Origin of the sequence: Paraeggerthella sp. LCP19S3_G8, from assembly GCF_052119225.1 — a bacterium.
GTDB lineage: Bacteria > Actinomycetota > Coriobacteriia > Coriobacteriales > Eggerthellaceae > Paraeggerthella > Paraeggerthella hominis.
In genome coordinates this window covers 14,856-41,283 of the sequence record NZ_JBQKFQ010000004.1, presented here as the reverse complement: position 1 = coordinate 41,283, position 26,428 = coordinate 14,856, and the positions used below count along the sequence as shown (strand labels likewise).

Here is a 26,428-nt window from a genome sequence, read left to right as displayed (position 1 = left end):
AGGAAGGGCGGACGTAGCGGGCGGGTTCTCGTTGAAAAGCGGGCGAACGAAAAAGGCCGGCGGGGCGTCCCGTCGGCCTTTTGGCAGGTTGCGTTTCGCGAGGGGCTAGCGCTTGTCAGCCAAGAAGAACAGCGCCATCGTGCCCGGCCCGGAGTGCGCGCCGATCACCGGGTCGACGTAGTTGATGACCACGTCGCGCACGCCGAAGCGCTCTTTGACCTGCGCGGCGACGTACTCCGCATCCTCCAGGCAGTCGCCGTGCGTGATGAACACCATCTGGTCCTCGATGGGCTTGATCGCCGTTTTCTCCATGTGGTCGACCAGGGCGTTGAGCGATTTCTTGCGCCCGCGCACCTTCTCCATAGGCACCAGATGCCCGTCGTCGTCCACGTGCATGACCGGCTTGATGTTGAGCATCGTGCCCGCCCAGGCGCTCGTTTTCGACACGCGCCCGCCGCGGAACAAGAACATGAGGTCGTCCACCGTGAACCAGTGGGCAAGCTTCAGCTTGTTGGCTTCGACCCAATCCCTGACTTCTTCGATGGCGGCGCCTGCGCGAGCGCGCTGCACCGCGTGCCACACCAGCAGGCCTTCGCCGCCGGAGGCCGCCAGCGTGTCCACGGAGAGCACCGTGCGGTCGGGGAACTCGCCGGCAAGCTGGCCCACCAGAAGCTCCACGGCTTCGTACGTGCCGGACAGGCCGCTCGAGAATCCCAGGTACAGGACGTCGCGACCCTGCTCCAGCAGGCCGCGCATCAGCTGCTCGGTGTCGGCCAGGTTCGGCAGGGAGGTTTTGAACACCTTCCCCTCGCGCATCATGGTGTAGAACTGCGATAGGTCGGTGTGCTCGCCCTTGAGGTAGCTTTGGTACACTTCGTCCTCGCCGTCGACCATGAAGGTGAGGGGCAGGACGTGCAAGCCGAAATCGTCGATCATCTCTTCGACGAGGTTGCTGCTTGAATCGGTGACGATTTCGAAGTTCATCGACATAGTCGCTTCCTTCCTGAAAAGCCAAGCGAACGGCATGTTCGGAAACAAAAGCCGCTCGCTTTGAATTGCAAACACAAGAAGTATACCGGTTCGCGCGCTTTCCTATGTCGCAATTTTGAAAAGTGCGATCGAACTCGCCGTATCCTGCCTTGCTTCCACTATACTATAGCGGTTTGCAACGATTGAAACGCGCGGCGGGCCGCAGGGGATTCTTTGGGTCCGCGCGCCGCATGCATCTTGGACTCTTGAGGAAAGGTACGGCATCCCGTGGCCAATACGTACAAGGAAACGATGAACCTGCCCAAGACCGACTTCGCAATGCGGGCGAACTTGCCCGAAAGCGAGCCGAAGCGTCTTGCGAAGTGGGAAGAGGAGCGCATCTACGAGCGCGTGCTGGAAAAGAACAAGGACGGCAAGCCCTTCATTCTGCACGACGGCCCCCCGTACGCCAACGGCCCCATTCACATCGGTCATGCCTTCAACAAGATCCTCAAGGACTTCGTGAACAAGTCCCACGCGCAGCGCGGCTTCTTCACGCCGTACGTGCCCGGTTGGGACTGCCACGGCCAGCCGATCGAGCACATGGTGGAAAAGACCCTCGGGCCTGAGAAGATGGCCAAGATCGACCAGCCCACGCTGCGTCGCCTGTGCCGCGAATGGGCCGAGAAGTACGTCGACATCCAGCGCGACGGGTTCAAGCGCCTGGGCGTCAACGCCGACTGGGATCACCCCTACCTCACGTTCACGCCGAACTACGAGTCCGGCAACGTGGAAGTGTTCAAGCAGATGTACCTGGACGGCTCGGTCTACCGCGGCCGCAAGCCCATTCACTGGTGCAAGCGCTGCCATACCGCGCTGGCCGAGGCTGAGATCGAGTACTCCGACGAAACGTCGCCGTCCATCTTCGTGAAGTTCAAGCTCGACGTGATGCCGGGCGTGTTCGAGGCCGCCGGAGCCGAGGGCGACGCCTACGTGCTCATCTGGACCACCACGCCCTGGACGCTGCCGGCCAACACGGCCGTGTCGCTTGCCCCCGACGCCGACTACGTCATGGTGCGCGCCGACGGGTCCAACGTGATCTTCGCGCGCGAGCTGGTGGAGCAGGTGGCCGAGATCGCGGGTTGGGAAAGCTATGACCTGGTGCTCGGCGAAGATGGCGAGCCCGTTGCGCTCAAGGGCCGTCAGCTGACCGGCCTGACTTACACGTGCCCCATCCGCCAGGATCTCAAGGGCACGATTATCTACGGCGATCACGTCACGCTCGATTCGGGCACCGGCGCCGTGCACACGGCTCCCGGACACGGCCAGGACGACTACCTGGTGGCGCTCGAATTCGACGTGCCGCTGCTCATGCCGGTGGACGACAACGGCGTGCTGACCGACGAGGCGGGCCCCTTCGCCGGCCTTGACGTCGAGGCGGCCAACCCGGTGATCATCGAGTGGCTGCGCGAGCGCGGCACGCTCGTGGCCCAGAAGACCATCTTGCACAGCTACCCGCATTGTTGGCGCTGCCACGAGCCGGTCATCTTCCGCGCCACCGACCAGTGGTTCGTGTCCATGGACAAGAACGCGCTGCGCGAGAACGCCCTGAACGCCATCGAGAACACGGTGGAGTGGATCCCCGCGTGGGCGAAGAACCGTATCGGCAGCATGGTGGCCGACCGTCCCGACTGGTGCATTTCGCGCCAGCGCTCGTGGGGCGTGCCCATTCCCGTGTTCAAGTGCGCGAAGTGCGGCAGCACGGTTGCTACCGAGGAGACGTTCGACGCGGTCATCGACCTGTTCAACCGCGAAGGGGCCGACGCGTGGTTCACGCGCAAGCCCTCCGAGTACCTGCCCCGCCACGTGAAGTGCGAAACGTGCGGATGCAGCGAGCTCGTGCCTGAAAAGGACATCCTGGACGTGTGGTGGGAAAGCGGCGTGTCCCATACCTCCGTGCTCAAGCATCGCGAGGCCGAGGGCCTGCGCTTCCCGGCGGATATGTACCTGGAAGGCTCCGACCAGCATCGCGGTTGGTTCCAGTCGTCGCTTCTGACCAGCGTGGGCGCTTACGGCGTGCCGCCGTACAAGTCTGTCATGCACTGCGGCTTCACGGTGGACGGCGAAGGCCGCAAGATGTCGAAGTCGCTGGGCAACGGCGTGGATCCGGCCGACGTGATGGCGAAGGCGGGCGCCGACGTGCTGCGCCTGTGGGTGGCCAGCGTCGACTACTCGCAGGACGTGAGCATTTCCGACGAGATCCTGCAGCGCACGAGCGAAGCGTACCGCCGCATCCGCAACACGTTCCGCTTCCTGCTGGGCAGCTTGGACGATTTCTGCTTCGAGCACGACGCCGTTTCCGACTGGGAGGGGCTCGAGCCGATCGACCAGTGGGCGATGGTGCGCACGCGGCATCTGCTTGCCGACGTCGAGGCGGCCTACGACAGCTACCGTTTCCATTACGTGTACCGCAGCGTGTACGACTACATCGTGAACGATCTGTCGGCCGTCTACATGGACGCGACGAAGGACCGCCTGTACTCCGAGGCGCCGAACTCGCCGCGCCGCCGCGCCGTGCAGACCGTGCTCGCGAACATCCTCGAAGTGCTCGTGCGCGTGCTGGCGCCCGTCCTGACGTTCACGACCGACGAGGTGTGGGAGCACTACCCGCAGGCCGAGCGCATGAACGAAGGCCGTCCCTCCAACGTGCAGCTGGCCGGTTGGCCTGAAGTCTCGGACTTCGTGCCCGCCATTCCCGCGGAAGGCGGCGAGCGCATGGCCGAGGACTTCGGCGTGGTGCTGGGCGTGCGCGAAGCGGTGACGAAGGCGCTTGAGGACGCCCGTGGCCAGAAGGTTGTGAACAAGAGCCAGGAAGCCGCCGTGACGGTGACGGCTCCGCGCAGCGTGCTCGACGTGCTGGAGCGCTACGACGCCGCCGTGTACGAAGAGCTGTTCATCGTGGCATCCGTGGCGTTCGTCGAAGGCGACGAGCTTGCAGCCGCGGTTGCTCGCACGGATGCGGAGAAGTGCCCGCGTTGCTGGAACTATCGCGTGCTCGGCGGCAACGCGAGCCATCCTGACGTGTGCGATCGTTGCGGCGACGCGCTCGACGCCATCGGCTTCACGGAAAGCGAGTAGGTTTTTGATCGACGACAACAAAGCCCAAACCGACCGTCTTGAGGCGCAGGGGGCTGTTGCAGGCGCTGCGCCCTCGCATCGCCTGCGCAGCGCCCTGATTCTCGGGGCGGCCGGCTTGGCCTGGCTTGCGCTGGACGTGCTCACCAAAAGCTGGTTTACTGCGAACTACGCGGTGGGGGAGGCTTCGGCGAACTCGCTTTGGGGGATCGTGCGCTTTCATCTGGTTCATAACACCGGGGCGGCGTGGGGCATGTTCGGCGACTCCACGTTCGCCTTGGGGATTATGTCGCTGGTCGTGTGCGCGGTTCTCGTCGTGTATTTGATCGGGTTCTCGCCGACCGCCTCGACGCTTGAGGCTTTGGGCCTTGCGCTGGTGGTTGCCGGAGGACTGGGCAACGCCATCGATCGGTTCGCGTTGGGCTACGTAGTGGATTTCATCGAACCGGTTTTCATCGACTTTCCGGTGTTCAACGTTGCCGACATTGGCGTGACCTGCGGGTTCGTTCTGTTTATTGTGGGCTTGCTGATACGCGAGCGGCGCATGGGCGCTTTGGCGGCCGCGCATGTCGATCAGGTGCAGGAGGGTGGCGATCGATGACGCGCCTGCTGTCCCATATCGTCGCCCCCGAAGACGCTGGCCAGCGCTTGGACGCTCTGCTGGCCGCTCGCGGGCTGTACCCGAGCCGCAGCGCTGCTGCGCGCGCGGTGGATGACGGCGCCGTGTACGTGAACGGTGCGTCCGTTGCGAAGAAGCACGCCGTGGCCGCTGGAGACACCATTGTCTACCAGGTAGAAGACGCAATCGAGGCGGGTCCGTTGGCGGGCCAGCCCATCGATTTGGACATTCGCTTCGAGGACGAGCATCTTATCGTGCTTTCGAAGCAGGCGGGGCTCGTGTGCCACCCTTCCGTCGATCACGATGACGGCACGTTGGTGAACGCGCTCGTGTTTCATTGCGGGGCTGAGAACCTCTGCAATGTGCAGGGCGAGGACGATCGGCTGGGCATCGTGCATCGCCTTGACCGCGATACGACCGGGCTCATGCTGGCTGCGAAAACTGACGAGGCGGGGTACGCCCTCATGGCCGACATCCGCGATCGCGCCGTCGATCGTCGGTACCTGGCGCTCGTGCATGGCATTGTCGCGCACGACACGGGCATGGTGGACGCGCCCATCGCTCGCTCTGCGAACGAGCGCACGCGCATGGCCGTGCGCGTCGCGCCTTCTGCGCGCGAGGCCATTACCACGTTTCGCGTGCTCGAGCGGTTCGAGCCTCGCGCGAAAGACGACGGCTACACGCTTATCGACTGCAAGCTGTTTACGGGACGAACGCACCAGATTCGCGTGCACATGGAGTACGCGAAGCATCCTTTGGTGGGAGATCCCGTGTACTCGTCCAGGTCTCCGAAGGACGTTTCCGCCGATCTGGGGCTTGACCGGCAGTTCCTGCATTCGTTCCAGCTTGGCTTCGCGCATCCGGAAACCGGCGAGGAGCTGCGCTTCTTCGATGCGTTGCCCGAGGATCTCCAGGCGGCTCTTGACGCGCTGTCCGACCGAAGCGAGGGTCGTACGGCAGCCGGCGAAGAGGTTTTCGAGCTGCTTTCGCACTAGAGCCGGGCGCACGATCCGGGCGCGGGGTCGGCTCTAGCGCCCGTTCGCTTCGCATCACTTCCCGTAGACGCTCATGTTATGGAAGTGCTCCTGCATGTAGGGTTGCGGGAACCACTCGTCTAAAGCGCGTTGCTCCCAGGTGACGGCGGGCACACCCTGCGCCCGCTGGCTTTCGCGATCGAGGGCAAGCACGGTGACGGCAATGTTCAGTGCCATAAGCACGCTTGCTGCGGCGGTCAGCGCTTTTGCCGTCGTGGTTCGCGCGTTCACGTGGGAGAACGCGCGCTTGACGAGCGGCATTGCGATGCGAACCCATAGAAGCCCCAGAAGGCCCCACATGACGCCGAACGCGAAGTTCGTGCGTCCTCCGATGCTCCCGAACGTGCCGGCGTAATCCCAGGCTATGGCTCCCCAAAGCACTTCCATGAGCCAGCTTGCCGTGTATTCGATCGCGGATCCCAGCACCATCGATACGATGAAGATGATCAAGTTGTGGGAATGGTGGAAGCGATTCAGGCTTACCGTGAGCAGCACGGCCCCCATGCCGTAAATGGGGGAAAACGGACCCCAGACCAGACCGGCGCGGCTTTCGTAGCCTCCGTACACGATTGCATGGAAGATGGTTTCCACGGCAAGTCCAAACATGCTGCCGGCCACGAACAGCCAGAACAATGTAAAGTAGTCGATCTTCAAATAGCCGAAATTCGGCTTGACCTGTTCGCGGACTTCCTGACCTATCTCCTTGAAGACGCTTGAATTTTGAGGTTCTTTCTCCATTCACCTGCCCTCCGATAAGTCAATGGGCTAAACTATATCAGATTTAGGGGGCTTGAAATTAAACCGTTACACCCCATGTCAATTGCAGGAAGGTGATGAGCATCGTGTCAGCCGGTAGTCGCTGCGGGGTTCTCCTCGTGAATACCGGGACGCCGGCCGAGCCGCGTCCTCGTGCTGTTCGTGCGTATTTGGCCAGGTTTCTGATGGACAAGCGCATAGCTCCGATGAATCGCGTGGCTTGGTGGTTCATTCTGCATCTGTTCATTCTGCCCAAGCGCGGGCGCGCGTCAGGCGAGAAGTACGCGAAGATCTGGACTGACGAAGGGTCGCCGTTCACCGTGGCGCATGAGAAGCTGGAATCGGGGCTGAACGCATCGCTTCAGCAAGAGGGCTTCGACGTGATGGTTCGCTGCGCCATGAGTTACAGCGATCCTACGGTTCGGCACTGCGTGAAGCAGATGAAGGCGGCCGGATGCACGCGTTTGGTGGTTCTGCCCCTGTACCCGCAGAGCGCTTACTCCACCACCGGGTCGGTCTCCGACAGCGTTGAGCGCGCGCTCAAGAAAACGCGCTGGAAGGTCCCGTGCGATTTCATCGACAACTACCACGATCACGTCACGTATATCCGCGCGATAGCGGCTTCCATCGAACATGCGGGCTTTCAGATCGAATCAGACGATCGCCTGCTGTTCTCGTATCATTCGATCCCCCTTGTCGACATCGAGGCGGGGGACACCTACGAGCTGCAAACGGGCGCCTCGAGCTTGCAGATAGCCAGTGAGCTGGGCCTTGATCGCAACCGTTGGACTATCGGCTATCAGTGCCAGTTCGATAAGGGCAGGGAATGGCTCAAGCCGTTTTCGCGCGACACGCTGGCTCGATGGGCGGAAGCCGATGTGGGGCGCGTTTTCTACGTTTGCCCGAACTTCGCCGTCGATTGCCTGGAGACGCTTTACGATATCGAATACGAGTTGAAACCTTTTTATTTTGATCATATTCGCCAGGCGGGGAGGACGCCTGGCTCCGATAGTTTCGTATACGTGCCTTGCCTCGACCGCAGCCGAGCGCATTTGCGCGTTTTATCCGACGTGCTGCGGCCGCATATCGAGGAGGCTAACCATGGGTAAAGACGAGGGCCGCTCTGCGGTCGAGCCCGCGCAAAAAACGGTGTTGTTGGGGGTTACGGGGTGCATCGCCGTCTACAAGTCCTGCGAGATCGTTCGCGCATTGCAGAAAGCCGGCGTACGCGTGAAGGTCGTCATGACCGAGCACGCAACCGAGTTCGTGGGCCCTACGACGTTTCGCGCGCTTACGCATGAGCCGGTGGCTGTTGGGCTGTTCGACGATCCGTCGGATCCCATCCATCATATCTCGCTTGCTCAAGAGGCGGACGTGTTCTTGATCGCTCCGTGCACGGCCAACGTCATTGCGAAAATCGCGAACGGGATTGCCGACGACCTGCTGACCACGACCGCGCTCGCCACCACGGCGCCGTTGGTCATAGCGCCTGCCATGAACGTGAACATGTACGAGAACGGCGCCACGCGTTACAACATCGGCAAGCTTCACATCCGCGGGACGCGCATCATCGAAGCCGGAGACGGCTACCTTGCTTGCGGCGACGTGGGCCGCGGTCGTTTGGCGGAAATCGACGACATTGTGACGGCGGTGCTCGAGGAACTGGGCATGAGCCGTGATCTGTCGGGCAGGCACGTCATGGTGACGGCCGGCCCCACGGTGGAGCCCATCGATCCGGTGCGCTACATTTCCAACCATTCTTCCGGCAAGACCGGATACGCCGTGGCACGTGCTGCTGCCTTGCGCGGCGCGGACGTGACGCTGATTTCCGGCCCGGTGTCCATTCCGGTTCCCGAGGGCGTGCGCGTCGTTCATGTGAAGACGGCGCGCGACATGTTCGCAGCAGCTGAGGAGGCGTTCGAAAGCGCCGACATCGCCGTGTTCGCGGCTGCGGTGGCCGATATGCGCCCGAAGCTGGCGGCCGACCGAAAGCTGAAGAAGGGCCAGTCGGACGCGGAGCTGGGCGTGCTGGAGCTGATCGAGAACCCGGATATCCTGGCGACCCTCGGTGCGCGGAAAACGCACCAGGTGGTCGTAGGGTTTGCGGCTGAAACGAACGACGTGGTGGCGAACGCCGAGAAGAAGCTGGTGTCGAAGCACGCCGATCTCGTGGTGGCGAACCAGGTGGGCGAGGGCAAAGCCTTCGGCACCGACGACAACGAGGTGTGGTTCGTTGACGACGAGGATATCGAGGAGCTTCCGCGCATGTCGAAAGCCCGCTTGGCCGACGCGATCCTGAACAAGGCGGTCGAGTTCCTGCGTTAAAGCGTCGGGAGTTCGAGCTTCCCTGGCCTGCGGGCAAGGGAAGCTCGAACTTTTTAGTGCAAGCGCCAGAAATTTTCAAAAGATGGAAATTCAGGCTTGCAAAGCCTGGGCGATACGGTTAATATAATCTGCGCTGCTTCGGAAGAGCGTGAGTTCGAAGAAGTGAGCATGAACGGGTTGTGGCGCAGTTTGGTAGCGCACTTGACTGGGGGTCAAGGGGTCGCAGGTTCAAATCCTGTCAACCCGACCAGCTATTACAGCAGGTCAGAGGCTTAAGAGCTTCTGACCTGCTTTTCGTTTGGGGTAATTCGCATGTCGACTTTCTTCTCGTAGAATCCTCCCATGACGGTCTCCTTCGGATAGGCTCGTCCTCCGAGGCTGCGGGGACCGGGGGATATGCAGCCTCATCGATGCGGACAAGGCTGGTTGCTGGCCCATGGTCGCGGGATGGCTCCTGTCCGACCTCTCGGGCTTCTGGATGCATGCGCGGGTCGTCGCGGCCAAGCCCCCCGCGCGCATCGCGCTGCAGGCTCGCCCGCTCTCGGCCCGTCAGGGCTGCGGGTCGGCGGGGGCGAGGACCACGCGGTCCTTGCCTTCCTTAGCGCGGTAAAGGGCCTCGTCGGCGCGCGCTACAAGCTGCTCGATCCCGCCGGCTCCGCAGGCGCCGCCGATGCTGACCGACACCCGAAGGTCCGGGGTCTCGGGGAACCTCAGCGCCGCGACCTTGCGGCGCGCCGCCTCGAGCCTGCCGGCCAACGCCGCCGGGGGCATTCCTCGAAACGCTATGACGAACTCATCTCCTCCGAGGCGGACGAGCGGGTCGGAGGGCCTGACGGACGAGGCCAGAGCGGATGCGATCTCCTTCAGGGCGTAGTCGCCCGCTGCATGGCCGAACGAGTCGTTGACCGACTTGAAGTCGTCGACGTCGACGAACGCCGCTGCGTCGAAGCCCTCGAGGCTCTTGATCTGCTCGTCGAAGTACCTCCTGTTGCATGCTCCGGTAAGCTGGTCGAGCCAAAGCCTTTTGCTGTAGGTTTCGACCATCTCGAGGAAGCGGCTTTTGCCGTTGGCGCCGAACAGGGCGTCTTCGCCCACTTTCCTCACGGTCTCGAGCACGTAGGGCGAGCCGTCGACCTCGACGTACGTGGACACGACGAAGAATGCCTCGTTGTCCGCGATCTCGAACTTGGACGCCTGCCCTTTGGACGAGAGCGCCCTTGCGGACGTGCAATCACGGCAACGCCTGCTCTTTCCCCAGATCGCGTGGCATCGTCCCTCGCACGCGACGAGTCTGCCGTCCTCTGACACGTCCCAGGCCTCGGCTGCCGACGCGTCGACAAGCCTGGCTACGTCGAACAGCTCCCGCAGACCGGCCATGAAGCCCGGCAGCTGGTTCTCGGTCAGTTTCATGGAGACCCCCTCTTTCCCGAATGAAGGCGCACGCGAGCCGTGCGGACGGCTGTTTCCTCTGCGCGCGCCGAGGCGACCGGCAAGCGATGGTGCACGGTTTTTGGATTCCCGCAATCTGCGGAAAGGGCGGCGCCCGTCGCTGGGCGATATAAGTTAGTCTAATCTAATTAAAGTAGTTCCAAGGTAGTCGAAGCTCGGTTCACGCTGGGCGGATCCATGAATTCTCCATCGTGAAGGCATGAAGGGCCCGTCTTCGCAGCCCGTTCGCGGTGAGGGGAGCCCCTTCAGCCCGAGCCTGAGAGAGAGTCTCAGCAGGGTGCGCTTCGCCCGTCACGCACGCAGCGGCCGGCCTGGGGCATGGGTGTGCTGCTCGGCTTGGGTGTGCAGGAGGTGCGGTTCGTCCAGGACGCGGAGCGCTTGTTTGGCTTCGCCGGCTGCTCGGCCGCATCGCAGGGTGACTCTTGGCTTCATTAAACCGCCTGGAAGCAGCCAGCCCGTTTGTCAGATTTGTCACGCCCCTTTACCGGGCGGCCATCCCGTAGCGGCTCCGGAAGAGAAGCTCGCTTGCACGTCGAGCACGTGCGACGAGTGCGCTCGGTGTACAATATCGGCATGAACGTTCGCAAACATCAAGCATCGAGTATCCCTGGGCAACGGCAGATGTCGTGTCGTGCTTCAGGGGCTCGGCACGGCGGTGCTTCAGCTGCAGCGGTTGCGCCCTTGCATTCGTTGCGTAGTCCGAGGATTTAGGCATGCTGGTTCAAAGTGAGTCGATTTCAGAAGAGACGCCGGAGCGGGTTCGGACGGTCGAGCGTTGGCGCCCTTATCTCATCGAAAGCTCTATCGTATTGGGCGGGTTCGCGCTGTTCTCGCAGCTTACCCAACATATGCCGTTGGTCGTCATTGCCCTGGTATGGGCCGCTTTAAGCACATTAACCGCCGTTGGAGCGACCTATCAATACACGATTGCAAAGCAATACAAGCAAGTGAAATACAAAGTGGACACGACTCTTGCGCGGCTCAACAAAGGTCGTCTTCTGTGCTTTACGGTATCGTTCCTTGTCTCTGCGGCCTGCATGCTGATGCTCATCTTGCAGTCGCCCCTGTGGTCTTGGTCGAACTGGTTGATAGTGCTGCTCGCCATTCCTCTGTACCGGTGTGTTGCCGCTGCGATCGACAAGACGTCGGGGCGGCAGATGGAGGACGATTATCGGCCTTCGCATGTTTTCTGGTGGAGCGTTCTGCTTACGGCGCTCTTGCTCGGCATAGGCTATGCCGTTGCCGCGGACAATGCGGAAACCCAGCAGACGGTTTCGTTCGCGGAGACGTTTTGCTCGGTAGAGCAGCCTTTCGAGCGATCGGGGGTTGCTCTTTTCTCTGAAGCGGGCGCTATCACCAGGTTCATGAACGCCTTTCAGGCAACTGAGATTGAAGCCGTGAGCACCTTGTCGCCCGAGGTCTGCTTTATCCTCCGCATTGTTTTGCAATTTGCTCCGCTTGCCTCCATCGCGGGCCTTCTGGGCGTTTGCGGAATGCCTAAAGGCGAATTGCTCCGCGCATTTCAAACGCTAAAGGAAAACAACGTCAGAAACGCGGACGTCATCTTGGTTAAAAAATATGCCCTGTTTGGTTGTATCGCTCCGATTATGCTGGTAGTTCTCTGCTTTGCGCTGAATGCCAACACGGGTTTGCTTTTCAATCGCCCGCTCTATCAGTCTGCAAAGTCGATCGTGCATGAAGAGATACTTTCCGCAGCATGCGAGTACGAAGGCAAGTACTATGATAGAAATGTTGTGAAAGAGCTTGTTGCTGTCTACGAGAACCAGCTGAACGAAATAACGGACGAAGCCGCTCCGAACCTCACCAATTTGATCAACGAGGCTTTTAACAAGCGGAAGGAAAACGTCGATTCGTTTCTTTCCAAATGCTACGAGTCCGAAAACAAGCGATACCTGCCAAGCAGAAATGGCGAGTATTCAGAGGAGGAATTGCGCGGCATCTACGTTCAGATACTGAACGAGGGCGTAGACGATACGGCTTTGAAAGAGTGCCTTGAGGAGTATCGATCCCGAATCTCGTCGGTCGAGCAAGCATACGAAGCGGAGCTTGCAACGCATGAGCTCAGGTACGTGCCCGATTGGCTTCAGGAGGCGGATACGGAGAAGGACGCCGCTGTTTTCGACGAGCTTGAGAATCGCATAGTTGCCTTGGATTCCGTCGCGGCCAACTTGGGCGGTTACGCCGGCGAGAATGCCCTGTCGCCCGAAACGTCGAAAACGATTTTCGATACGGTCGCTTCGATTCCCCAGTGGATTATCGACCAGCTGATCAACCGAAATTCCGATAGGGACAAGATCAAGGAAGCGATTGAAGCCGAGCGGGAGAAAGCGCTGAAGTTGCTATCGCATCTTGGCGAGGACGGCGGAAATCGTTGAAACCTGCAGGTTGTCGGCTTAGCGGGGCCGGAGCAGAGGATTGCGGGCTGATTCCGTTGAGTTTGCATGCCTCGCGGCCTCCTCTGGTTTTTCCGGTTCGCAGGGCAGGGCGGTCGCTCTACGGTTATGATAGGCGCGGAGTTCAAGAAGGAGGCGCACCCGTCATGCAAACCATGTATTTCGCCGGAGGCTGTCTGTGGGGCGTTCAGGCATATATGAAGACCTTGCCGGGCGTCGTCGAAACGGAAGCGGGCCGCGCAAACGGCAGCACCGACACGCTCGACGGTCCCTACGACGGGTACGCGGAATGCGTCAGGACCGTCTTCGACGAGCGCGTCGTATCCGTTCCTCGGCTTATGGGGTACTTCTTCGAGATCATCGATCCGTACAGCTTGAACAAGCAGGGGATCGACGTCGGCAAGAAGTACCGTACCGGCGTGTACAGCGAGGATCCTCGCCATCTTGATGAAGCAAGGGCCTTCATCGAAGCGCGCGACGATGCGGCGAGGATCGTCGTCGAGGTGGAGCCGTTGTCGAGGTACGTCAGAAGCGCCGACGAGCATCAGGACAGGCTCGATCGATGCCCGGACGATTACTGCCATATTCCCGTCGAGCTGCTGGCCAAGCACAAGCGAGTTGTTCCCTAGCGCTCGCTTTGCCTTCGCGTGGAATGGCGCGCGCTCGCGCGTCGCGGAGCTAGCTTGATTAGCGGGATCGATGCGATTCGCGCCCGTAAAATACGCGACAGGGTGCGCAGCTCGCGAAAAACCGTCGACTCCGCGCGGTTTCTTTGGCAGCGTTGGTTTACCATGGGAACCGCACCGCGGATATGCGGATGCCGGCTAGGGAAGCGCATCGGTCCAACGACGGGCCAAGCGTCAGCTGTTTCGCGTATCGAAGGGGGAGCCAGGTGAGGCGAGGGATTCTCATGCGGACCAACGTCTTGGTCTGCTTGATCATCGTTGGGGGATTCGTCGTCACGTCTGCGCTGAGCTACCAGGCCAATTACGGAGCCTCCCTTCAAAACATCGAGCAAGTGTCCCGCCTTGCGTCGGGCAGCATGTACCACCAGCTCAACACCACGTTTTCGAAGCCGCTCAACGTGTCGCTCACCATGGCGAACGACAGCCTGCTCAAACTTCTGCTCTCCGAAGAGCGCGACCGCGAGGACGATCCTAGCTACGATGAGACGATCCGAACCTACCTGGGGGAGTACCACGAGCTGTACGGCTACGAATCCGTGTTCCTGGTATCGGCGGATACCGGGCGTTACTACAGCTATACCGGGTCGGATCGCACGATGAATCCTGAAGATCCTGCCAACGATTGGTATTACGACCTGTTGAAAAGCGGCGAAGCCTACGCGGCGAACGTGGATAACGACGACGCAGCGAACGGCGAAGTCACTCTGTTCGCGAACTGCGTGATCCGCGATGCGCAAGGCAACGCGCTCGGCGTCGTTGGCGTGGGCATGCGCATCGAGCATCTGCAATCGCTTTTCAGGCAGTACCACGACGACTTCGGCGTGGACGCCTACCTTGTAGACGCCGCGGGCACGGTGGAAGTGTCCGCGAACCACGACGTCGGGGAGAACCTGAACTACTTCGACGTTCATCCGTTCACGGAGGAACAGAAAGCGGAGCTGACGAGCTGGGATTCCGCAACCGAATCTCTCGGGTTCTGGGCGGGTGAGAACTCGGGCGTCATCCCGGTGGAATCCGACTACGTGGTCGCGCGCTTCTTGCCCGATGCCGGCTGGCATTTGGTTGTCGAAAGAGACACGAGCGAGCTTTTGACAGATCTGCGCTTGCAGCTTGCCGAGACGCTTGCCGTGATCGTCCTCATCGTGGGCGTCATCTTGTTCGTCATCACGTCGGTCATCCGCAACTTCAACCGCAAGATCGTGAACCTGACGCAGTCGATCGAGCGAGAGCGCCGAACCGCGTTCGAGAAAGCCACGCAGCACCTGTTCGAAGACATCTACGAGCTGGACGTGACGAACGACCGCCCCGCGAACGAAGCGGCCGAAGATTATTTCGAAAGCTTGGGCGCGCCTCGAGGCGCTTCGTTCAGCGAAGGGTTGGCCATCATTGCGGAGAAGCAGATCAAAGAGGAATTCCGCGACGGCTACCTGAACACGTTCTCTCCTGACAAGGTGCTCGAAGCGTACGAGGCCGGGCGCGAGGAGCTGCGCTACGAGTGCATGATATCGAGCGGCGGGGAGTACTACTGGCTGCGCATCACGGGGCGCATCGTGAAAAACGACGAAGACGGCGCGGTGCACATGCTGGTGTATCGTCAGAACGTCAACGCCGAGAAGCTGCGCGAGGGCCACATGCGCCGCCTTGCGATGACGGACGAGATGACGGGGCTGTACACCAAGTCTGCGACGGAGCGCGTCATAGGGCAGGCGCTCGAAGAGGATCGTGCGGGCCTGTTCGCGTTCTTCATCTTCGATATCGACGTGTTCAAGCAGGCGAACGACCGGTTCGGCCACGCCTTCGGCGACACGGTCATCAAGTCCTTCACCGGCTCCATCCGCTCGGCGTTCAGGAAAGACGACGTCATCGGCCGTATCGGCGGCGACGAGTTCGTGGCGTTCGCCTCCGTGCCCAACGAGGCGTGGGCCAGGAGGAAGGCCGAGGAGCTTTCGCGCGAGCTGGATCGCGACCATGTCAGCAACGGTAAGACGTGGCACATGTCGGCGAGCATCGGCATCGCGTTCGCCCCTCGCGACGGCTCGGACTTCGATACGCTGTACAAGCACGCCGACCAGGCTTTGTACCGCACGAAGGAGAAGGGTCGAAACGGGTTGACAGTGTACGGGGAGGACTAGGCCGCGCCGATTCCGATCGCCGCGTCGCAGCGGCAACGATTCCATAACGACGGGGTTACCTTTAACCGCTTGACGGGCGGTCGCCCCCTGCCTTTCCTATGCTTATGGTGCAGTCGATGGAAAGGAGCGATCATGAGCGTCATCGTGTGGATAGTCATCGGCGGACTGGCGGGTTGGATTGCAAGCCTCATCATGAAAACCGACGGAGGCTTTCTCAAGAACATCGTTACCGGAGTGGCGGGCGCGCTCGTCGGCGGGTTCCTCATGGACTTCCTCGGGCAAGCGGGGTTCACCGGCCTCAACGTGTGGTCGTTCGTCGTCGCGCTGATTGGGTCCATCGTTCTTTTGGCGGCGATCAACCTGATCACGGGAAAGAAGTCATAGCAAAAGCACGGCCCGCCTCGCAGAGCGGGCGGGCCGCATGCGCGGGGCTTGCCGCCCTACGGAAAGGCAACCTCCGCATTCCCGATCGTGACCGACGCCACCTCGTCAAGGTTGAGGAAGGCATCGAACATGAACGTCTTGCTGCATGCCGTGGCCGAGCCCTGCTCGCGCATGCTGCTTGCGGCGTTGGACGCGTCGATCGACGTTCCGTCCTTCAGGCGCACCGTCATCCTCACGTCGCGGAATCGATCCAGTTCCTCGGACCGCGCTGCGGGATCCTGCTCGAAAGCGCCCTCGTCTTGCCCGATCGCCCCTTGCACCGTGTAGTCCACGGCAAGCGAAAGGGGAGAAAGGGAGATCGCCTCGACGGTGGCGTCCATGCCGTCGACGTCGAGCGCCTGCCCGGCGGGCAGGGCGACGGATGTATCCTCGTAGTCGATGGCGAACTTCATCTTCCACGTCCCTTCGGCCACCATTCGCCTGTCGCCTTCCGGACCGAGCGTGCAAAGATCGCTCAGCTCGACGTGCGCCGTCTTGCCCGCGATGGTGCCGTCGGAGGTGTTCACGGTCATTCGCTGCACGAATCGAAGGGCGTTGTCGGCGGGATCGGGATCGTGGAAGCTGGAGCTGCCTCCGCTTCCCGTAAAGCCCGGTACATGCAGCATGGAGCCGTTTTCGAACCAGAGCGGCAGCAGACCGTTTTCGAGAGGCTCGATGCCTTCGAACGCCGTGCCGTCGTCCTTCTCGACGCGAAACACTAGCGCGTAGCTGCGCGCATCCCCTACGATCGCCTCGGCCGTGATGGTAATGCCGTTCGTCGTGGCGCTTACGCCAATCGGACGCCCTATCTTGTCGATCACCTCGGTTTGCGCAGGAGGCCCCCCGAACACGTCGTCAAACACGTCTTCCATGCTCGAAAGCGCGCCGGATGCGTACGCGCCGCCGCAGATCGCAGCCGTCAAGCACGCGGCAGCCGCTACGGCGACGATCGTCCGGCGGGTCCGCTTTCCACCGGGTTGCGCCGAGGCTGCGAAGGCGCGCTTCCCCGAGCGCTCGGGTTCTTCGCAGGCGGCCGCGAGGTTGCGTGCCAAGCGCGCTTTCTCGTCGTCGGAGAATCGCAGGTCGTCCAGTGCGCGTCGAAGTTCATCGTTCATCGGATTCCTCCTTCAACATGGCGCGCAGCTTCGCGCGGCCGCGGCTTGCGTGCGCCGCTACGGCCGACTCGCTGCGTCCGGTCATCTCGGCTATCTCTTTCAGGGAGTATCCCTCGTAGTAATGCAGGTAGATGGCTTCGCGGTAGTTCTGCGGCAGCCGCATGACCTGGTCGAGCACGTTGCTTTCGGGCGGTTCGGGCGCGGGCGGGTCCGCCATCTCGTCAAGCGGCGCCGACGTTCGCCGAAACCCGCTGCGCAGCACGTCTTTACAGGCGTTCGCCGCGGCGCGAATCACCCAGGACCTCTCGTGCTCGGCGCTTTCGAAGGGATCCGTGCGGCTCATGAGCTTAAACAGCACGTTTTGGCAGATGTCCTCGGCGTCGTGCGTGGATTTCAGGTACGTGTAGCTCAACCTCAGGATAAGGTCCGCGTACGCGTCCACCAGCCGTTCGGCTTCGGCTTGCGCCGGCCGTCTTTTGTCCATGATCCGGTTCGCTTCCTGTCGTGTGGGGCCCGATCGTCGCCGGGCGGCAACGCTGCTTCACCGACAATACGAACGAGATGCGCGAATCCTGACACCCGCGCGAAAGATTTCGAGAAGACGCGCCGAAGATTCCGCGCTCCCGAAGGGTTTAAGAGAACTCCCAGAAATCCTGCATGAGCTCTTTGCGGTTCGCTTTGCCCGTCTTGCGTAGAATGTGGTGCATGTGTACCTTCACGGTACCGGGTGCCAGGCTCATGGCGGTGGCGATGTTCTGGTTGTCTTTTCCCAAGAGCACCAGCCGCAAAACCTCTTCCTCGCGTTTGGACAGGTTGCGCGCGGCGCTGTACGCGCCCAGGTTGTGCTCGATGAACGCTTGAAGCGAATCTCCGCCTTGCGTGGGCGGGTCGGCATGGCGCAGCGAAAGGTTCTTCCATGATCCGCGGCATGCCACGAACGCACAGCAAAGAACCAGCAGGTTTTCTGCGAAGTTGCGTTGCGGCAGGAAGGGGAACAGCCCGTCGGCCACCATGCTCGGTCCGATGACCAGCAGGAAGGTGACGTTTTCCAGCAGCACGAGCGTCACCAGGATCCACAGCGCAAGGTAGAGCTTGCGGAACCGGCGCATGCGAAGGCGCAGCACCTCGTCCTGCGCGCCCACGTACATCACGGCAACGTAGGCCAGCATCCAGTACATCATCAGCTCGCGCATGCTGTAGAAGAGGAACTCCTGGACGTTCCCTTCTTCGACCAACAGCAGCACCGCGATGCTTCCCAGTACGAAAGCGGCTCCCGGAATCCATTGCGCGAACAGCCGGCGCTCCTCGATGTACTCGCACACCACCAGCCAAAAAGCCATCAACGCTCCGCCTCCGATGACGATGGACGCGGCGGGGCTGCCGATGAAAAACGGCGTGGACAGCACGTCGGCGGCTCTGCGCATCATGAAGTCGTCCTGAAAGACCAAGGCGACGTCGAAGAAGTAGAACAGGAAGCCGAAGAACGCGTACAGCAGCGCTTTCGTCCGCGAAACCAAATACGAGGCAAGACACGCCGCCGCCGTCAGAATCACGGCAAGCAGCACGAACAGCGTGTAGTAGAAAAGCACGAGACCCATGTCCATAAAGCGTTCTCCATCGTCGGCCACCTCGGTCGAGCAGAATGGCAACAGTATAGGCTATGCCGCAACGCTGCGCGCGCAAACTCCCGCTGCATCAGCCCTGATCGAGCATCGTCCTTTGGGTGTATTACCGAATTATACCCGCCTGTATCCCCGCGTTATACCTGTTCGGATGAGCGCCGACGGTACATCATGTGCCGCAGCAAGGTCCAATGCCTACGAAAGGGGTCCCCATGTCGACGGAAGCGACTGCACCCGCCCGATCCGTCGGGCAGCGCGAGGGAAAGCCGAAGAAGAGCCGCAAGCTCAGCTTTCCCACCGCGTTCACCATCCTGTTCGCGCTCACTATTGTTGCGGTAGCTGCAACGTGGTTCGTGCCCGCGGGCCAGTACGCGAAGCTCGCGTATAACGCGGATGACAACGTGCTGCAGATCACCAGTCCTCAGAAGCAGGTTACGGAAGTGGCTGCCACGCAAGAGGAGCTTGACAAGATCGGCGTGAACATCGACATCGAGCAATTCACGTCGGGTGCGCTATCCAAGCCCATTTCCGTTCCGGGCACTTACGAACAGCTCGAACAGCAGCCTAAGGGCATCGCCGACATCACGGTGAGCATGGTGTCGGGAACCATCGAAGCGGCGGACATCATGGTGTTCATCCTGGTGCTCGGCGGCCTTATCGGCGTGGTCAACGCCAGCGGTGCTTTCGAATCGGGTCTCATGGCTCTCACCAAGAAGACGAAGGGACGCGAGTTTCTGCTCGTGTTCTTGGTGAGCGTTCTCATGGTGCTCGGCGGCACCACCTGCGGTTTGGAGGAGGAGGCCGTCGCCTTCTACCCGATCCTCGTGCCCATATTCCTGGCGCTCGGCTACGACTCCATCATCTGCGTGGGCGCCATCTTCTTGGCCGGGTCGATGGGAACGACGTTCTCGACCATCAACCCGTTCTCGGTCGTTATCGCATCGAACGCGGCGGGCATCAACTTCACGCAGGGCATCGAATGGCGCGTGGCGGGCTGCATCGTGGGCGCGCTCGTGGTCATCGGCTACCTGTATTGGTACAGCCGCAAGATCAAAGCCGACCCTACGTTCTCCTACACGTACGAAGATCGTGAGAAGTTCGCGCAGCTTTACAACGTGGAAGCGGGCGAGACCGAAGAGGCCAAGGAAAGCGGGTTCACGCTTCGCAAGAAGACCATCCTGGTGCTGTTCGTGATAGCGTTTCCCATCATGGTGTGGGGCGTCGTCAGCCAAGGCTGGTGGTTCCCCCAGATGGCGGCATCGTTCTTGGCGATTGCCATCATCATCATGTTCCTTTCCGGCATAGCCGAGAAGCAGGTGGTTGACGCCTTCATCAACGGAGCGTCCAGCTTGGTGGGCGTGTCGCTGATCATCGGCCTGGCGCGCGGAATCAACCTCATCATGGAGCAGGGGCTCATCTCCGACACCCTTCTGCACTGGTCTTCGGGCTTGGTGCAGGGCATGCAGGGGCCCGTGTTCATCATCGTCATGATGCTCGTGTTCTTCTTCCTGGGCTTCGTGGTTCCCTCGTCGTCGGGTCTTGCGGTTCTGTCCATGCCCATCATGGCGCCGCTGGCCGACACCGTGGGCATCCCTCGCTCGGTGGTCGTGTGCGCCTACCAGTGGGGCCAGTACGCCATGCTCTACCTTGCGCCAACGGGCTTGGTGCTGGCAACGCTTACCATGCTGGACATGAAGTACTCGAAGTGGCTGAAGTTCGTGTGGCCCATGGTGGTGTTCGTGCTCGTGTTCGGCGGCATCCTGCTGGTTGCGCAGGTCCTCATGTACAGCGCGTGATCCAACGCACATCCGCGGGCGCTTCGCAACTGTCGGACAACGGTACGCGCGCCCGATATTCGTCACGGCCCGGCAGCGTTTCGCCGGGCCGTTTTCCTGCGCTCGGCCGGGTTGTCGGACAAAGTTCGTTCCCGTATACTGATGCCTGCTCGGGATGACCCGAGACTCGATGCGTCGAGCCCTTTCGAGGAAGCTCCGCAGCCGAGATCCCGTTAGCCGGGACAACCCGGAACGTTCATCGACCACGTATACGCCCAGATCGTCCGGGCGTATACGTGGTCGTTTTATCGAAAGCGACGAGCACCTATGAGCAAGACCGTACATGAATCGGGCGCGGAGGCGCCCTCGCTCTGCGAAAGCGCCGGATCGGCGGATCGCAAGATCGACCGCATGGGCACCGAGAGCACGTTCAAGCTGCTCCTGGAGTTTTCCGTGCCTGCCGTGGTGGGCGTCATCGTGCAGATGCTCTACAACGTCATCGACGCGGTGTACGTGGGCCATGCCGTGGGCGCGGACGGCCTTGCCGCCACCACGGTGGCAACCCCGATGATGACCGCCATGGTGGCGGCTTCCATGTTGGTGGGCGTCGGCGGCAACGCGCTTGCCGCCATCAGGCTGGGGGAGGGCCGAAAAGACGTCGTCCGACAGGTGCTGGGGAACAGTTTCGTGCTCCTGCTGATCGCGGCTGCGGTGCTCTGGATCGTGGCGCCGTTCGCGCTCGAGCCGGTCTTGCGCTACTCCGGCGCCGATGACGCCGTTTTGCCTCTGGCGATGGACTTCATGGTAGTTATCGTGGCGGGCTGCCCCCTTCAGTTCATCGCGTTCGGCATGAACAACTTCATCCGCACTGCCGGGCATCCGAACCGTGCGCTTGGATCCATGCTGGTGGGCACCGGCGCGAACGTGGTTTTCGGCTACCTGTTCATTGTTGTCTTGGATGGAGGCATGCGCGGCGCGGGCCTTGCCACCGTGTGCTCGTGGGCTCTGTCGGCCCTGTTCGTCATGCAGTTCTTCTTGAAGAAGAGCTCGCCCATGCCCATGACCGTGCCGTCCCTCAAGCTTCGGCCTCGGCTCGCCCTGCGCATTTGCGCGCTCGGCGTGGCCCCCTCCGTCATGCAGCTGGGCTTCGCCGTGTCGTCGGCCGTCGAGAACAACCTGCTCGTGTTCTACGGCGCTTCCGACCCTCTGGGCGTGGACGGTGCGCTGGCCATCATGCGCGTGCTTTCCGCCGTGGGGCTGTTCACGTTCATGCCGGCTATGGGCATTGCCATGGGCGCGCAGCCCATCATCGGGTACAACTACGGCGCGCGCAAGTTCAAGCGCATGAAGCGCGTGCTGGGGCAGGCCATTCTCATGGGCGTGGTCATCACCGTGCCGCTGTGGCTGACCGTCATCGTTGCGCCGAACATGTACGCCCATCTGTTCGGCCTGCCGGAAGCCTACCTGTCCGAAACCGCGTGGGCGCTTGTGCTGTACCTGGTGTTCGTTCCCATCTTGCCTGTTCAGGCTATTGGTTCGAACTACTTCGATGCAACGGGGCAAGCCGTGAAGGCCACCGTGCTCACGTTGACGCGCCAGATACTGTTTTTGATACCGCTGCTGGTGTTTTGTCCGGTATTCCTTCCGTCCGTGCTGCCGATCACCCCGCTGGAAAGCGTTTGGTTCGCGCCGTCTTTGTCGGACATCACCTCGACGTTGCTGGTGTCGCTGTTCCTGTTCTTCGAGATGAAGAGGCTGCGCACGCTGGAAGGGTAGGGGGTTTTCAGGGGGCGGGCGCCCCGTGCGGCTCCCTGAAACCGTTCGCCTAAGACGTGTTGCCGCTTGCGCTGTCGCCGTTTTCCCAAAACGCCCTTTTACCGAGCAAACGCCCCCGACGCGGCCCTAGATACGACCTCCCTGCTTTTCTTTGATAGAGTGCTAGGCAAGCGACACGGGTCGCTTTTATTGTTCGCAAGCAATCGGTAAAGGTGAAGGGGGAAGTTACGTGGCTATGCTCGGGTTTTTAATCCTTTTCCCGCTGGTTGTTGCAGGCGTCCTGTTGGTCGTGCGCAACAATCGAGCGAGAAATGTGATTGTGGGAGCCTCGGCCCTGGTCATCGGACTGGTGTCCGTGTGGCTGGTGGTGGCCTACCTAGGAGCTCCGTGGATAACGTACGAATTCTACTCGCCCGTGGCGGATTACGCGTGCATGGCGATCAGCGTGCTTATCGCGGTCGTCATCTTGTACTTCGGCATCAAGTACAAGAACGTGTGGGCATGCGTCCTGGCCGGTGTGCAGGTGGTCGGGTCGCTCGTGTTCGAGTTCGGGTTCGCCCATGACATCTTGGTGACCGAAGGTTTGTACCTCGACTCGCTGTCGCTGCTCATGGCGTTCATCATCGGCGTGGTGGGCTCCGGCATCTGCGTGTACGCGCTCGGGTACATGGAAGACTTCCAGGCGCATGAGCCGGAAGGCGCCAAGGACCGCCGACCGATGTTCTTCGCGCTCATGTTCGCCTTCTTGTCCGCCATGTTCCTGATCGTGTTCTCGAACAACATGATGTGGGTGTTCACGGGCTGGGAGATCACCACGGTGTGCTCGTTCTTGCTCATTGGGTTCACCCGTACCGAAGAGGCTATCAAGAACGCGTTTCGCCAGATCATCATGAACCTTCTGGGTGGCATCGCCTTCTTGGTGGCGCTGTTCGTCATGGCGATCCAGTTCCAGACGCTGTCGTTTTTGGAGTTCTTGCAGATCGGCATCCAGAACCCTGCGATGGTGGCCCTGCCGGTGACCGCGCTTGCGTTCGCGGGCCTTACCAAGGCCGCTCAAATGCCGTTCCACACCTGGCTTCTGGGCGCTATGGTGGCGCCTACGCCCACCTCGGCGCTGCTGCACTCGTCCACCATGGTGAAGGCCGGCGTGTTCATGCTCATCAAGCTGGCTCCCATCATGATGGCATGCCCCGTTCCGGCGGTCATGGTCATCCTCGTGGGCGGCTTCACGTTCCTGTTCTGCTCGTGCATGGCCATTTCGCAGAGCAACGCCAAGCGCGTGCTGGCGTATTCGACCATCGCCAACCTGGGCCTGATCGTGGCGTGCGCCGGCGTTGGCACCCCCGAGGCCGTGTGGGCCGCATCGTTCCTGGTGCTGTTCCATGCTATTGCGAAATCGCTGCTGTTCCTGTGCGTCGGCACCGCCGAGCACCACATCGGCAGCCGCGACATCGAGGACATGGACCTTCTGTTCGAGCGCATGCCCCGCTTGGCGCGCTTCATGATGCTGGGCATCATGGTCATGTTCATCGCTCCGTTTGGCATGCTCATCGCCAAATGGGCAACGCTCGTGTCGTTCGCCGAAACCGGCCAGGTGGCGCTTATCATCATCTTGGCGTTCGGCTCGGCCGCCACGTTCATGTTCTGGGCGAAATGGCTGGGCAAGCTTTCCGGCATTGCCGCGCAGCCTGAGAACGTCGAGGTCAGCGTGCATAAGAGCGAGTGGGTTTCCATCATGGTCATGGCCGTGCTCGTTATCCTGTGCTGCGTGGGCCTGCCCGTGATCTCCTGGACCGTCATCGATCCGTACGTCTACAGCGTGTTCGGGACCATCGGCCAGGACATTTCCACCACGAACCTGTGGATCGGCTCCATCCTGTCGGCGCTCGTGGTCGTGGTGCTGTTCGCGGGCCTGGGTCGCAGCAAGGCCAAGAAGGCCGACATCTACCTTGCCGGCGTGAGCCGCGACAACGAGGCGCGCACGTTCCGCAACTCGCTGTCGGGCGAATCCACGGCAACCGCGCGCAACTGGTACATGGAGGACTACTTCGGCGAGAAGCGCCTCTCTCCGGTTGGCACCGCGCTGTGCACCGTCGTCATCATCGTGGCGTTCGCGGCTTCGGCCGTGGCCGTTCCGGGACTGTTCTAGGAAAGGGTGTGATTCGACATGTCTTTGCTTTTCGTTCTCATCGGCACCCTTGCCTTCGCCATTCTGGCTCCCATCCTGGGCTGTCTGCTCGCGGGTCTCGACCGTAAGATCTCGGCGCGCATGCAGGGACGCGTAGGCCCTCCGCTGCTTCAGCCGTACTACGACGTGCGCAAGCTCATCGAGAAGGACAACGTGTCCGTCAACTCCACCGAGGGCACGTACGTGACCTGTGCTCTCGTGTTCACGCTCATCGCCGGCGGCATCTTCTTCTCCGGCGGCAACCTGCTGATGAGCGTGTTCGTGATAACGCTGTCGGCCCTGTTCTTCATCGTGGCCGCGTACTCCACGCGCAGCCCCTATGCCGAAATCGGCGCGGGTCGCGAGATGCTGCAGGTCATGGCGTACGAGCCCATGATCCTGTTCATGGCCGTGGCGTTCTTCATGTCCACCAGCCTGATCGGTCCCATCGGCACGTTCAGCTCGGCCGGCGCCCTGCTGCTCGACGCGCCCGTCATCACGAATATATGGCTTGTGTTCCTGGGCTTCCTGTTCGTGCTGACCATCAAGTTGCGCAAGTCTCCGTTCGACCTGTCGTACTCCCACCATGCCCACCAGGAGATCGTCAAGGGCATCACCACCGAGATGAGCGGCAAGACGCTTGCCAAGGTCGAGGTCATGCACTGGTGCGAGAACATCCTGTTCCTGGGTTGGACCGGCCTGTTCTTCGTCTGGAGCAACCCGCTGTCCATCCTGCTCGCGGTGGTCGTGGCCCTGCTCGTGTACTTCCTGGAGATCTGGATCGACAACAACTTCGCCCGCGTGAAGTGGCAGTTCATGCTCAAGTCGGCTTGGATCGTGGCCTTCGTGGCGGGCGGCGTGAACATCGCGGTCCTGGCGTACCTGTAAAGGAGCTGCAGCTATGACGTATGCAACCAAATCACCCTGGGTCATCCACTACGACGGCTCCAGCTGCAACGGCTGCGACATCGAAGTGCTGGCCGCGCTCTGCCCGGGCTATGATGTCGAGCGCTTCGGCATCATCAACACCGGCAATCCCAAGCACGCCGACATCTTCCTTGTCACCGGCAGCGTGAACGAGCAGAACATCAAGGTAGTGCAAGAGATCTACGACCAGATGATCGAGCCGAAGGTGGTCATCGCCTGCGGCATCTGCGCGTGCTCTGCGGGCATCTTCCATGACTGCTACAACGTGATCGGCGGCGTTGACCAGGCCATTCCGGTTGACGTGTACGCACCGGGCTGCGCTGTGCGCCCCGAAGCCATCATCGACGCCGTGGTGCAGGGCCTGGGTATCCTGGAAGAGAAGTCCAAGGCGCTCCAGGCGCAGAAGAAGGGGGCGTGACATGACGCTTGCAACCGAGTTCATCCCGTTGACCGTCGAGGGCCTGCCCGCCCTCGCGGCCGAGAAGAAGGCCGAAGGCTGGCGCTTCGTGCAGCTGCTGGCAGTGAACACCGATGACGGCATCGACCTCATCTACTCCTTCATGAAGGACAGCCTGCTGGTCAACTACGAGATCAAGGGCGTCCAGAAGGGCACGGTCGTTCCCAGCATCACCGACCAGTTCCTGGCCGCGTTCGTGTTCGAGAACGAGACGCACGACCTGTTCGGCGTGGACATCAAGGGCATCGCCATCGATTTCGGCGGCAACTTCTACGCCGTTTCGCAGAAGGAGCCCATGACCATCATCTCGCCCGAGCAGAAAGCCGCGCGCGAGAAGGCTGCGAAGATCGCGGCCGCGAAAGCCGCCAAGGAGAAGGCGGCGGCGGAGGACAAGCCTGCTGCCGACGATGCGGCGGCCATGGAGGCCAAGCTGGCCGGGATGGATCCCGAAAAAGCCGCGAAGGTGCGCGCCGCCATGGAGGCCAAGGCCAAGAAGGAAGCTGCAGCCAAGCAGGCTGCAGCCGAAGACAAGTTGAAGGACCTCGATCCCGAAAAGGCCGCTAAGGTCAAGGCGGCGCTCGAGGCCAAGGCTGCGCGCGAGAAGGCGAAAGCCGACGCCGAGGCAGCGGGAAAGGAAGGTGAGTAGC

General features: G+C 61.4%; 21 protein-coding genes and 1 tRNA gene. 16 read left to right on the top strand and 6 right to left on the bottom strand.

Annotated features, from left to right (window positions below; translation table 11 throughout):
• Positions 1–105: 105 nt before the first annotated feature.
• Complete coding sequence (locus ACTQZK_RS05550) at positions 106–990, bottom strand: DegV family protein (protein WP_418830670.1); 885 nt, start codon at positions 988–990, stop codon at positions 106–108.
• 267 nt (positions 991–1,257) lie between these two features.
• Between ACTQZK_RS05550 and ileS the strand changes: the two genes are divergently transcribed.
• The 3 genes from ileS to ACTQZK_RS05535 are packed head-to-tail and all read left to right on the top strand — an operon-like array spanning position 1,258 to position 5,718.
• Positions 1,258–4,107, top strand: a complete 2,850-nt coding sequence (gene ileS / locus ACTQZK_RS05545; RefSeq protein ID WP_441898794.1) for an isoleucine--tRNA ligase — start codon at positions 1,258–1,260, stop codon at positions 4,105–4,107.
• Positions 4,108–4,111: 4 nt separating this feature from the next.
• On the top strand, positions 4,112–4,705 hold the full coding sequence (lspA, locus tag ACTQZK_RS05540) for a signal peptidase II (protein ID WP_181792515.1): 594 nt from the start codon (positions 4,112–4,114) through the stop codon (positions 4,703–4,705).
• On the top strand, positions 4,702–5,718 hold the full coding sequence (locus ACTQZK_RS05535) for an RluA family pseudouridine synthase (RefSeq protein WP_114566055.1): 1,017 nt from the start codon (positions 4,702–4,704) through the stop codon (positions 5,716–5,718). Before lspA ends, ACTQZK_RS05535 begins: the two co-directional genes overlap by 4 nt.
• A gap of 54 nt (positions 5,719–5,772) precedes the next feature.
• Here ACTQZK_RS05535 and ACTQZK_RS05530 read toward each other — a convergent pair whose 3' ends face one another.
• Positions 5,773–6,495, bottom strand: coding sequence for a putative ABC transporter permease (locus ACTQZK_RS05530; RefSeq protein WP_216528481.1), 723 nt, complete (start codon positions 6,493–6,495; stop codon positions 5,773–5,775).
• 95 nt (positions 6,496–6,590) lie between these two features.
• Here ACTQZK_RS05530 and hemH point away from each other — a divergent pair, with 95 nt between their 5' ends.
• The 3 genes from hemH (at position 6,591) to ACTQZK_RS05515 (ending at position 9,088) form a co-directional block, all read left to right on the top strand.
• Complete coding sequence (gene hemH / locus ACTQZK_RS05525) at positions 6,591–7,622, top strand: ferrochelatase (RefSeq protein ID WP_216528482.1); 1,032 nt, start codon at positions 6,591–6,593, stop codon at positions 7,620–7,622.
• On the top strand, positions 7,615–8,838 hold the full coding sequence (gene coaBC / locus ACTQZK_RS05520; protein ID WP_114566058.1) for a bifunctional phosphopantothenoylcysteine decarboxylase/phosphopantothenate--cysteine ligase CoaBC: 1,224 nt from the start codon (positions 7,615–7,617) through the stop codon (positions 8,836–8,838). The genes hemH and coaBC overlap by 8 nt, the downstream gene beginning before the upstream one ends.
• A gap of 173 nt (positions 8,839–9,011) precedes the next feature.
• Positions 9,012–9,088: transfer RNA gene (locus tag ACTQZK_RS05515), tRNA-Pro, on the top strand.
• A 299-nt stretch (positions 9,089–9,387) separates the two neighbouring features.
• Here the strand turns inward: ACTQZK_RS05515 and ACTQZK_RS05510 are convergent.
• Entirely contained in the window at positions 9,388–10,248 is an 861-nt protein-coding gene (locus ACTQZK_RS05510) for a GGDEF domain-containing protein (protein WP_441898790.1), read from the bottom strand.
• Positions 10,249–11,000: 752 nt separating this feature from the next.
• Here ACTQZK_RS05510 and ACTQZK_RS05505 point away from each other — a divergent pair.
• The 4 genes from ACTQZK_RS05505 to ACTQZK_RS05490 all read left to right on the top strand — a co-directional run bounded on the left by ACTQZK_RS05505 (position 11,001) and on the right by ACTQZK_RS05490 (position 15,903).
• On the top strand, positions 11,001–12,683 hold the full coding sequence (locus ACTQZK_RS05505; RefSeq protein ID WP_441898788.1) for a hypothetical protein: 1,683 nt from the start codon (positions 11,001–11,003) through the stop codon (positions 12,681–12,683).
• Positions 12,684–12,847: 164 nt separating this feature from the next.
• The gene (locus ACTQZK_RS05500; RefSeq protein ID WP_418830645.1) at positions 12,848–13,330 is read left to right on the top strand and encodes a peptide-methionine (S)-S-oxide reductase; all 483 of its coding nucleotides are present in this window, start codon (positions 12,848–12,850) and stop codon (positions 13,328–13,330) included.
• Positions 13,331–13,611: 281 nt separating this feature from the next.
• A complete protein-coding gene (locus tag ACTQZK_RS05495) occupies positions 13,612–15,519 on the top strand; it encodes a sensor domain-containing diguanylate cyclase (protein ID WP_441898786.1) in 1,908 nt (635 codons plus the stop codon).
• A gap of 132 nt (positions 15,520–15,651) precedes the next feature.
• Complete coding sequence (locus ACTQZK_RS05490; RefSeq protein ID WP_441898784.1) at positions 15,652–15,903, top strand: GlsB/YeaQ/YmgE family stress response membrane protein; 252 nt, start codon at positions 15,652–15,654, stop codon at positions 15,901–15,903.
• A gap of 56 nt (positions 15,904–15,959) precedes the next feature.
• Here ACTQZK_RS05490 and ACTQZK_RS05485 read toward each other — a convergent pair whose 3' ends face one another.
• The 3 genes from ACTQZK_RS05485 to ACTQZK_RS05475 all read right to left on the bottom strand — a co-directional run bounded on the left by ACTQZK_RS05485 (position 15,960) and on the right by ACTQZK_RS05475 (position 18,661).
• Positions 15,960–17,057: a DUF4179 domain-containing protein gene (locus tag ACTQZK_RS05485; RefSeq protein WP_441898782.1), complete on the bottom strand. Its 1,098-nt coding sequence runs from the start codon at positions 17,055–17,057 to the stop codon at positions 15,960–15,962.
• Entirely contained in the window at positions 17,047–17,541 is a 495-nt protein-coding gene (locus tag ACTQZK_RS05480; protein ID WP_114566065.1) for an RNA polymerase sigma factor, read from the bottom strand. Before ACTQZK_RS05480 ends, ACTQZK_RS05485 begins: the two co-directional genes overlap by 11 nt.
• A gap of 148 nt (positions 17,542–17,689) precedes the next feature.
• Positions 17,690–18,661 (bottom strand): helix-turn-helix transcriptional regulator, encoded by a 972-nt coding sequence (locus ACTQZK_RS05475; RefSeq protein ID WP_114566066.1) that lies wholly within the window; start codon positions 18,659–18,661, stop codon positions 17,690–17,692.
• A gap of 230 nt (positions 18,662–18,891) precedes the next feature.
• Here ACTQZK_RS05475 and ACTQZK_RS05470 point away from each other — a divergent pair, with 230 nt between their 5' ends.
• The 6 genes from ACTQZK_RS05470 (at position 18,892) to ACTQZK_RS05445 (ending at position 26,427) form a co-directional block, all read left to right on the top strand.
• Positions 18,892–20,475, top strand: a complete 1,584-nt coding sequence (locus tag ACTQZK_RS05470) for a YfcC family protein (protein WP_114566067.1) — start codon at positions 18,892–18,894, stop codon at positions 20,473–20,475.
• Between the two features lie 306 nt (positions 20,476–20,781).
• Positions 20,782–22,230 carry an MATE family efflux transporter gene (locus ACTQZK_RS05465; RefSeq protein ID WP_441898779.1) on the top strand — a complete coding sequence of 483 codons (1,449 nt, stop codon included), beginning with the start codon at positions 20,782–20,784 and terminating at the stop codon, positions 22,228–22,230.
• 235 nt (positions 22,231–22,465) lie between these two features.
• Positions 22,466–24,379 (top strand): NADH-quinone oxidoreductase subunit 5 family protein, encoded by a 1,914-nt coding sequence (locus ACTQZK_RS05460; protein WP_181792511.1) that lies wholly within the window; start codon positions 22,466–22,468, stop codon positions 24,377–24,379.
• 18 nt (positions 24,380–24,397) lie between these two features.
• Positions 24,398–25,285, top strand: a complete 888-nt coding sequence (locus ACTQZK_RS05455) for an NADH-quinone oxidoreductase subunit H (protein WP_114566070.1) — start codon at positions 24,398–24,400, stop codon at positions 25,283–25,285.
• 13 nt (positions 25,286–25,298) lie between these two features.
• The gene (locus ACTQZK_RS05450; RefSeq protein ID WP_114566071.1) at positions 25,299–25,742 is read left to right on the top strand and encodes an NADH-quinone oxidoreductase subunit B family protein; all 444 of its coding nucleotides are present in this window, start codon (positions 25,299–25,301) and stop codon (positions 25,740–25,742) included.
• 1 nt (position 25,743) lies between these two features.
• Positions 25,744–26,427: an NADH-quinone oxidoreductase subunit C gene (locus ACTQZK_RS05445; RefSeq protein WP_441898777.1), complete on the top strand. Its 684-nt coding sequence runs from the start codon at positions 25,744–25,746 to the stop codon at positions 26,425–26,427.
• Position 26,428: the final 1 nt, after the last annotated feature.

Coding starts and splice junctions, on each gene's coding strand:
- ACTQZK_RS05550 (WP_418830670.1), bottom strand. CDS start 990: ATGTCGATGAACTTCGAAATCGTCACCGATTCAAGCAGCAACCTCGTC.
- ACTQZK_RS05535 (WP_114566055.1), top strand. CDS start 4,702: ATGACGCGCCTGCTGTCCCATATCGTCGCCCCCGAAGACGCTGGCCAG.
- ACTQZK_RS05530 (WP_216528481.1), bottom strand. CDS start 6,495: ATGGAGAAAGAACCTCAAAATTCAAGCGTCTTCAAGGAGATAGGTCAG.
- hemH (WP_216528482.1), top strand. CDS start 6,591: ATGAGCATCGTGTCAGCCGGTAGTCGCTGCGGGGTTCTCCTCGTGAAT.
- coaBC (WP_114566058.1), top strand. CDS start 7,615: ATGGGTAAAGACGAGGGCCGCTCTGCGGTCGAGCCCGCGCAAAAAACG.
- ACTQZK_RS05510 (WP_441898790.1), bottom strand. CDS start 10,248: ATGAAACTGACCGAGAACCAGCTGCCGGGCTTCATGGCCGGTCTGCGG.
- ACTQZK_RS05505 (WP_441898788.1), top strand. CDS start 11,001: ATGCTGGTTCAAAGTGAGTCGATTTCAGAAGAGACGCCGGAGCGGGTT.
- ACTQZK_RS05500 (WP_418830645.1), top strand. CDS start 12,848: ATGCAAACCATGTATTTCGCCGGAGGCTGTCTGTGGGGCGTTCAGGCA.
- ACTQZK_RS05495 (WP_441898786.1), top strand. CDS start 13,612: ATGCGGACCAACGTCTTGGTCTGCTTGATCATCGTTGGGGGATTCGTC.
- ACTQZK_RS05490 (WP_441898784.1), top strand. CDS start 15,652: ATGAGCGTCATCGTGTGGATAGTCATCGGCGGACTGGCGGGTTGGATT.
- ACTQZK_RS05485 (WP_441898782.1), bottom strand. CDS start 17,057: ATGAACGATGAACTTCGACGCGCACTGGACGACCTGCGATTCTCCGAC.
- ACTQZK_RS05480 (WP_114566065.1), bottom strand. CDS start 17,541: ATGGACAAAAGACGGCCGGCGCAAGCCGAAGCCGAACGGCTGGTGGAC.
- ACTQZK_RS05475 (WP_114566066.1), bottom strand. CDS start 18,661: ATGGACATGGGTCTCGTGCTTTTCTACTACACGCTGTTCGTGCTGCTT.
- ACTQZK_RS05470 (WP_114566067.1), top strand. CDS start 18,892: ATGTCGACGGAAGCGACTGCACCCGCCCGATCCGTCGGGCAGCGCGAG.
- ACTQZK_RS05465 (WP_441898779.1), top strand. CDS start 20,782: ATGAGCAAGACCGTACATGAATCGGGCGCGGAGGCGCCCTCGCTCTGC.
- ACTQZK_RS05460 (WP_181792511.1), top strand. CDS start 22,466: ATGCTCGGGTTTTTAATCCTTTTCCCGCTGGTTGTTGCAGGCGTCCTG.
- ACTQZK_RS05455 (WP_114566070.1), top strand. CDS start 24,398: ATGTCTTTGCTTTTCGTTCTCATCGGCACCCTTGCCTTCGCCATTCTG.
- ACTQZK_RS05450 (WP_114566071.1), top strand. CDS start 25,299: ATGACGTATGCAACCAAATCACCCTGGGTCATCCACTACGACGGCTCC.
- ACTQZK_RS05445 (WP_441898777.1), top strand. CDS start 25,744: ATGACGCTTGCAACCGAGTTCATCCCGTTGACCGTCGAGGGCCTGCCC.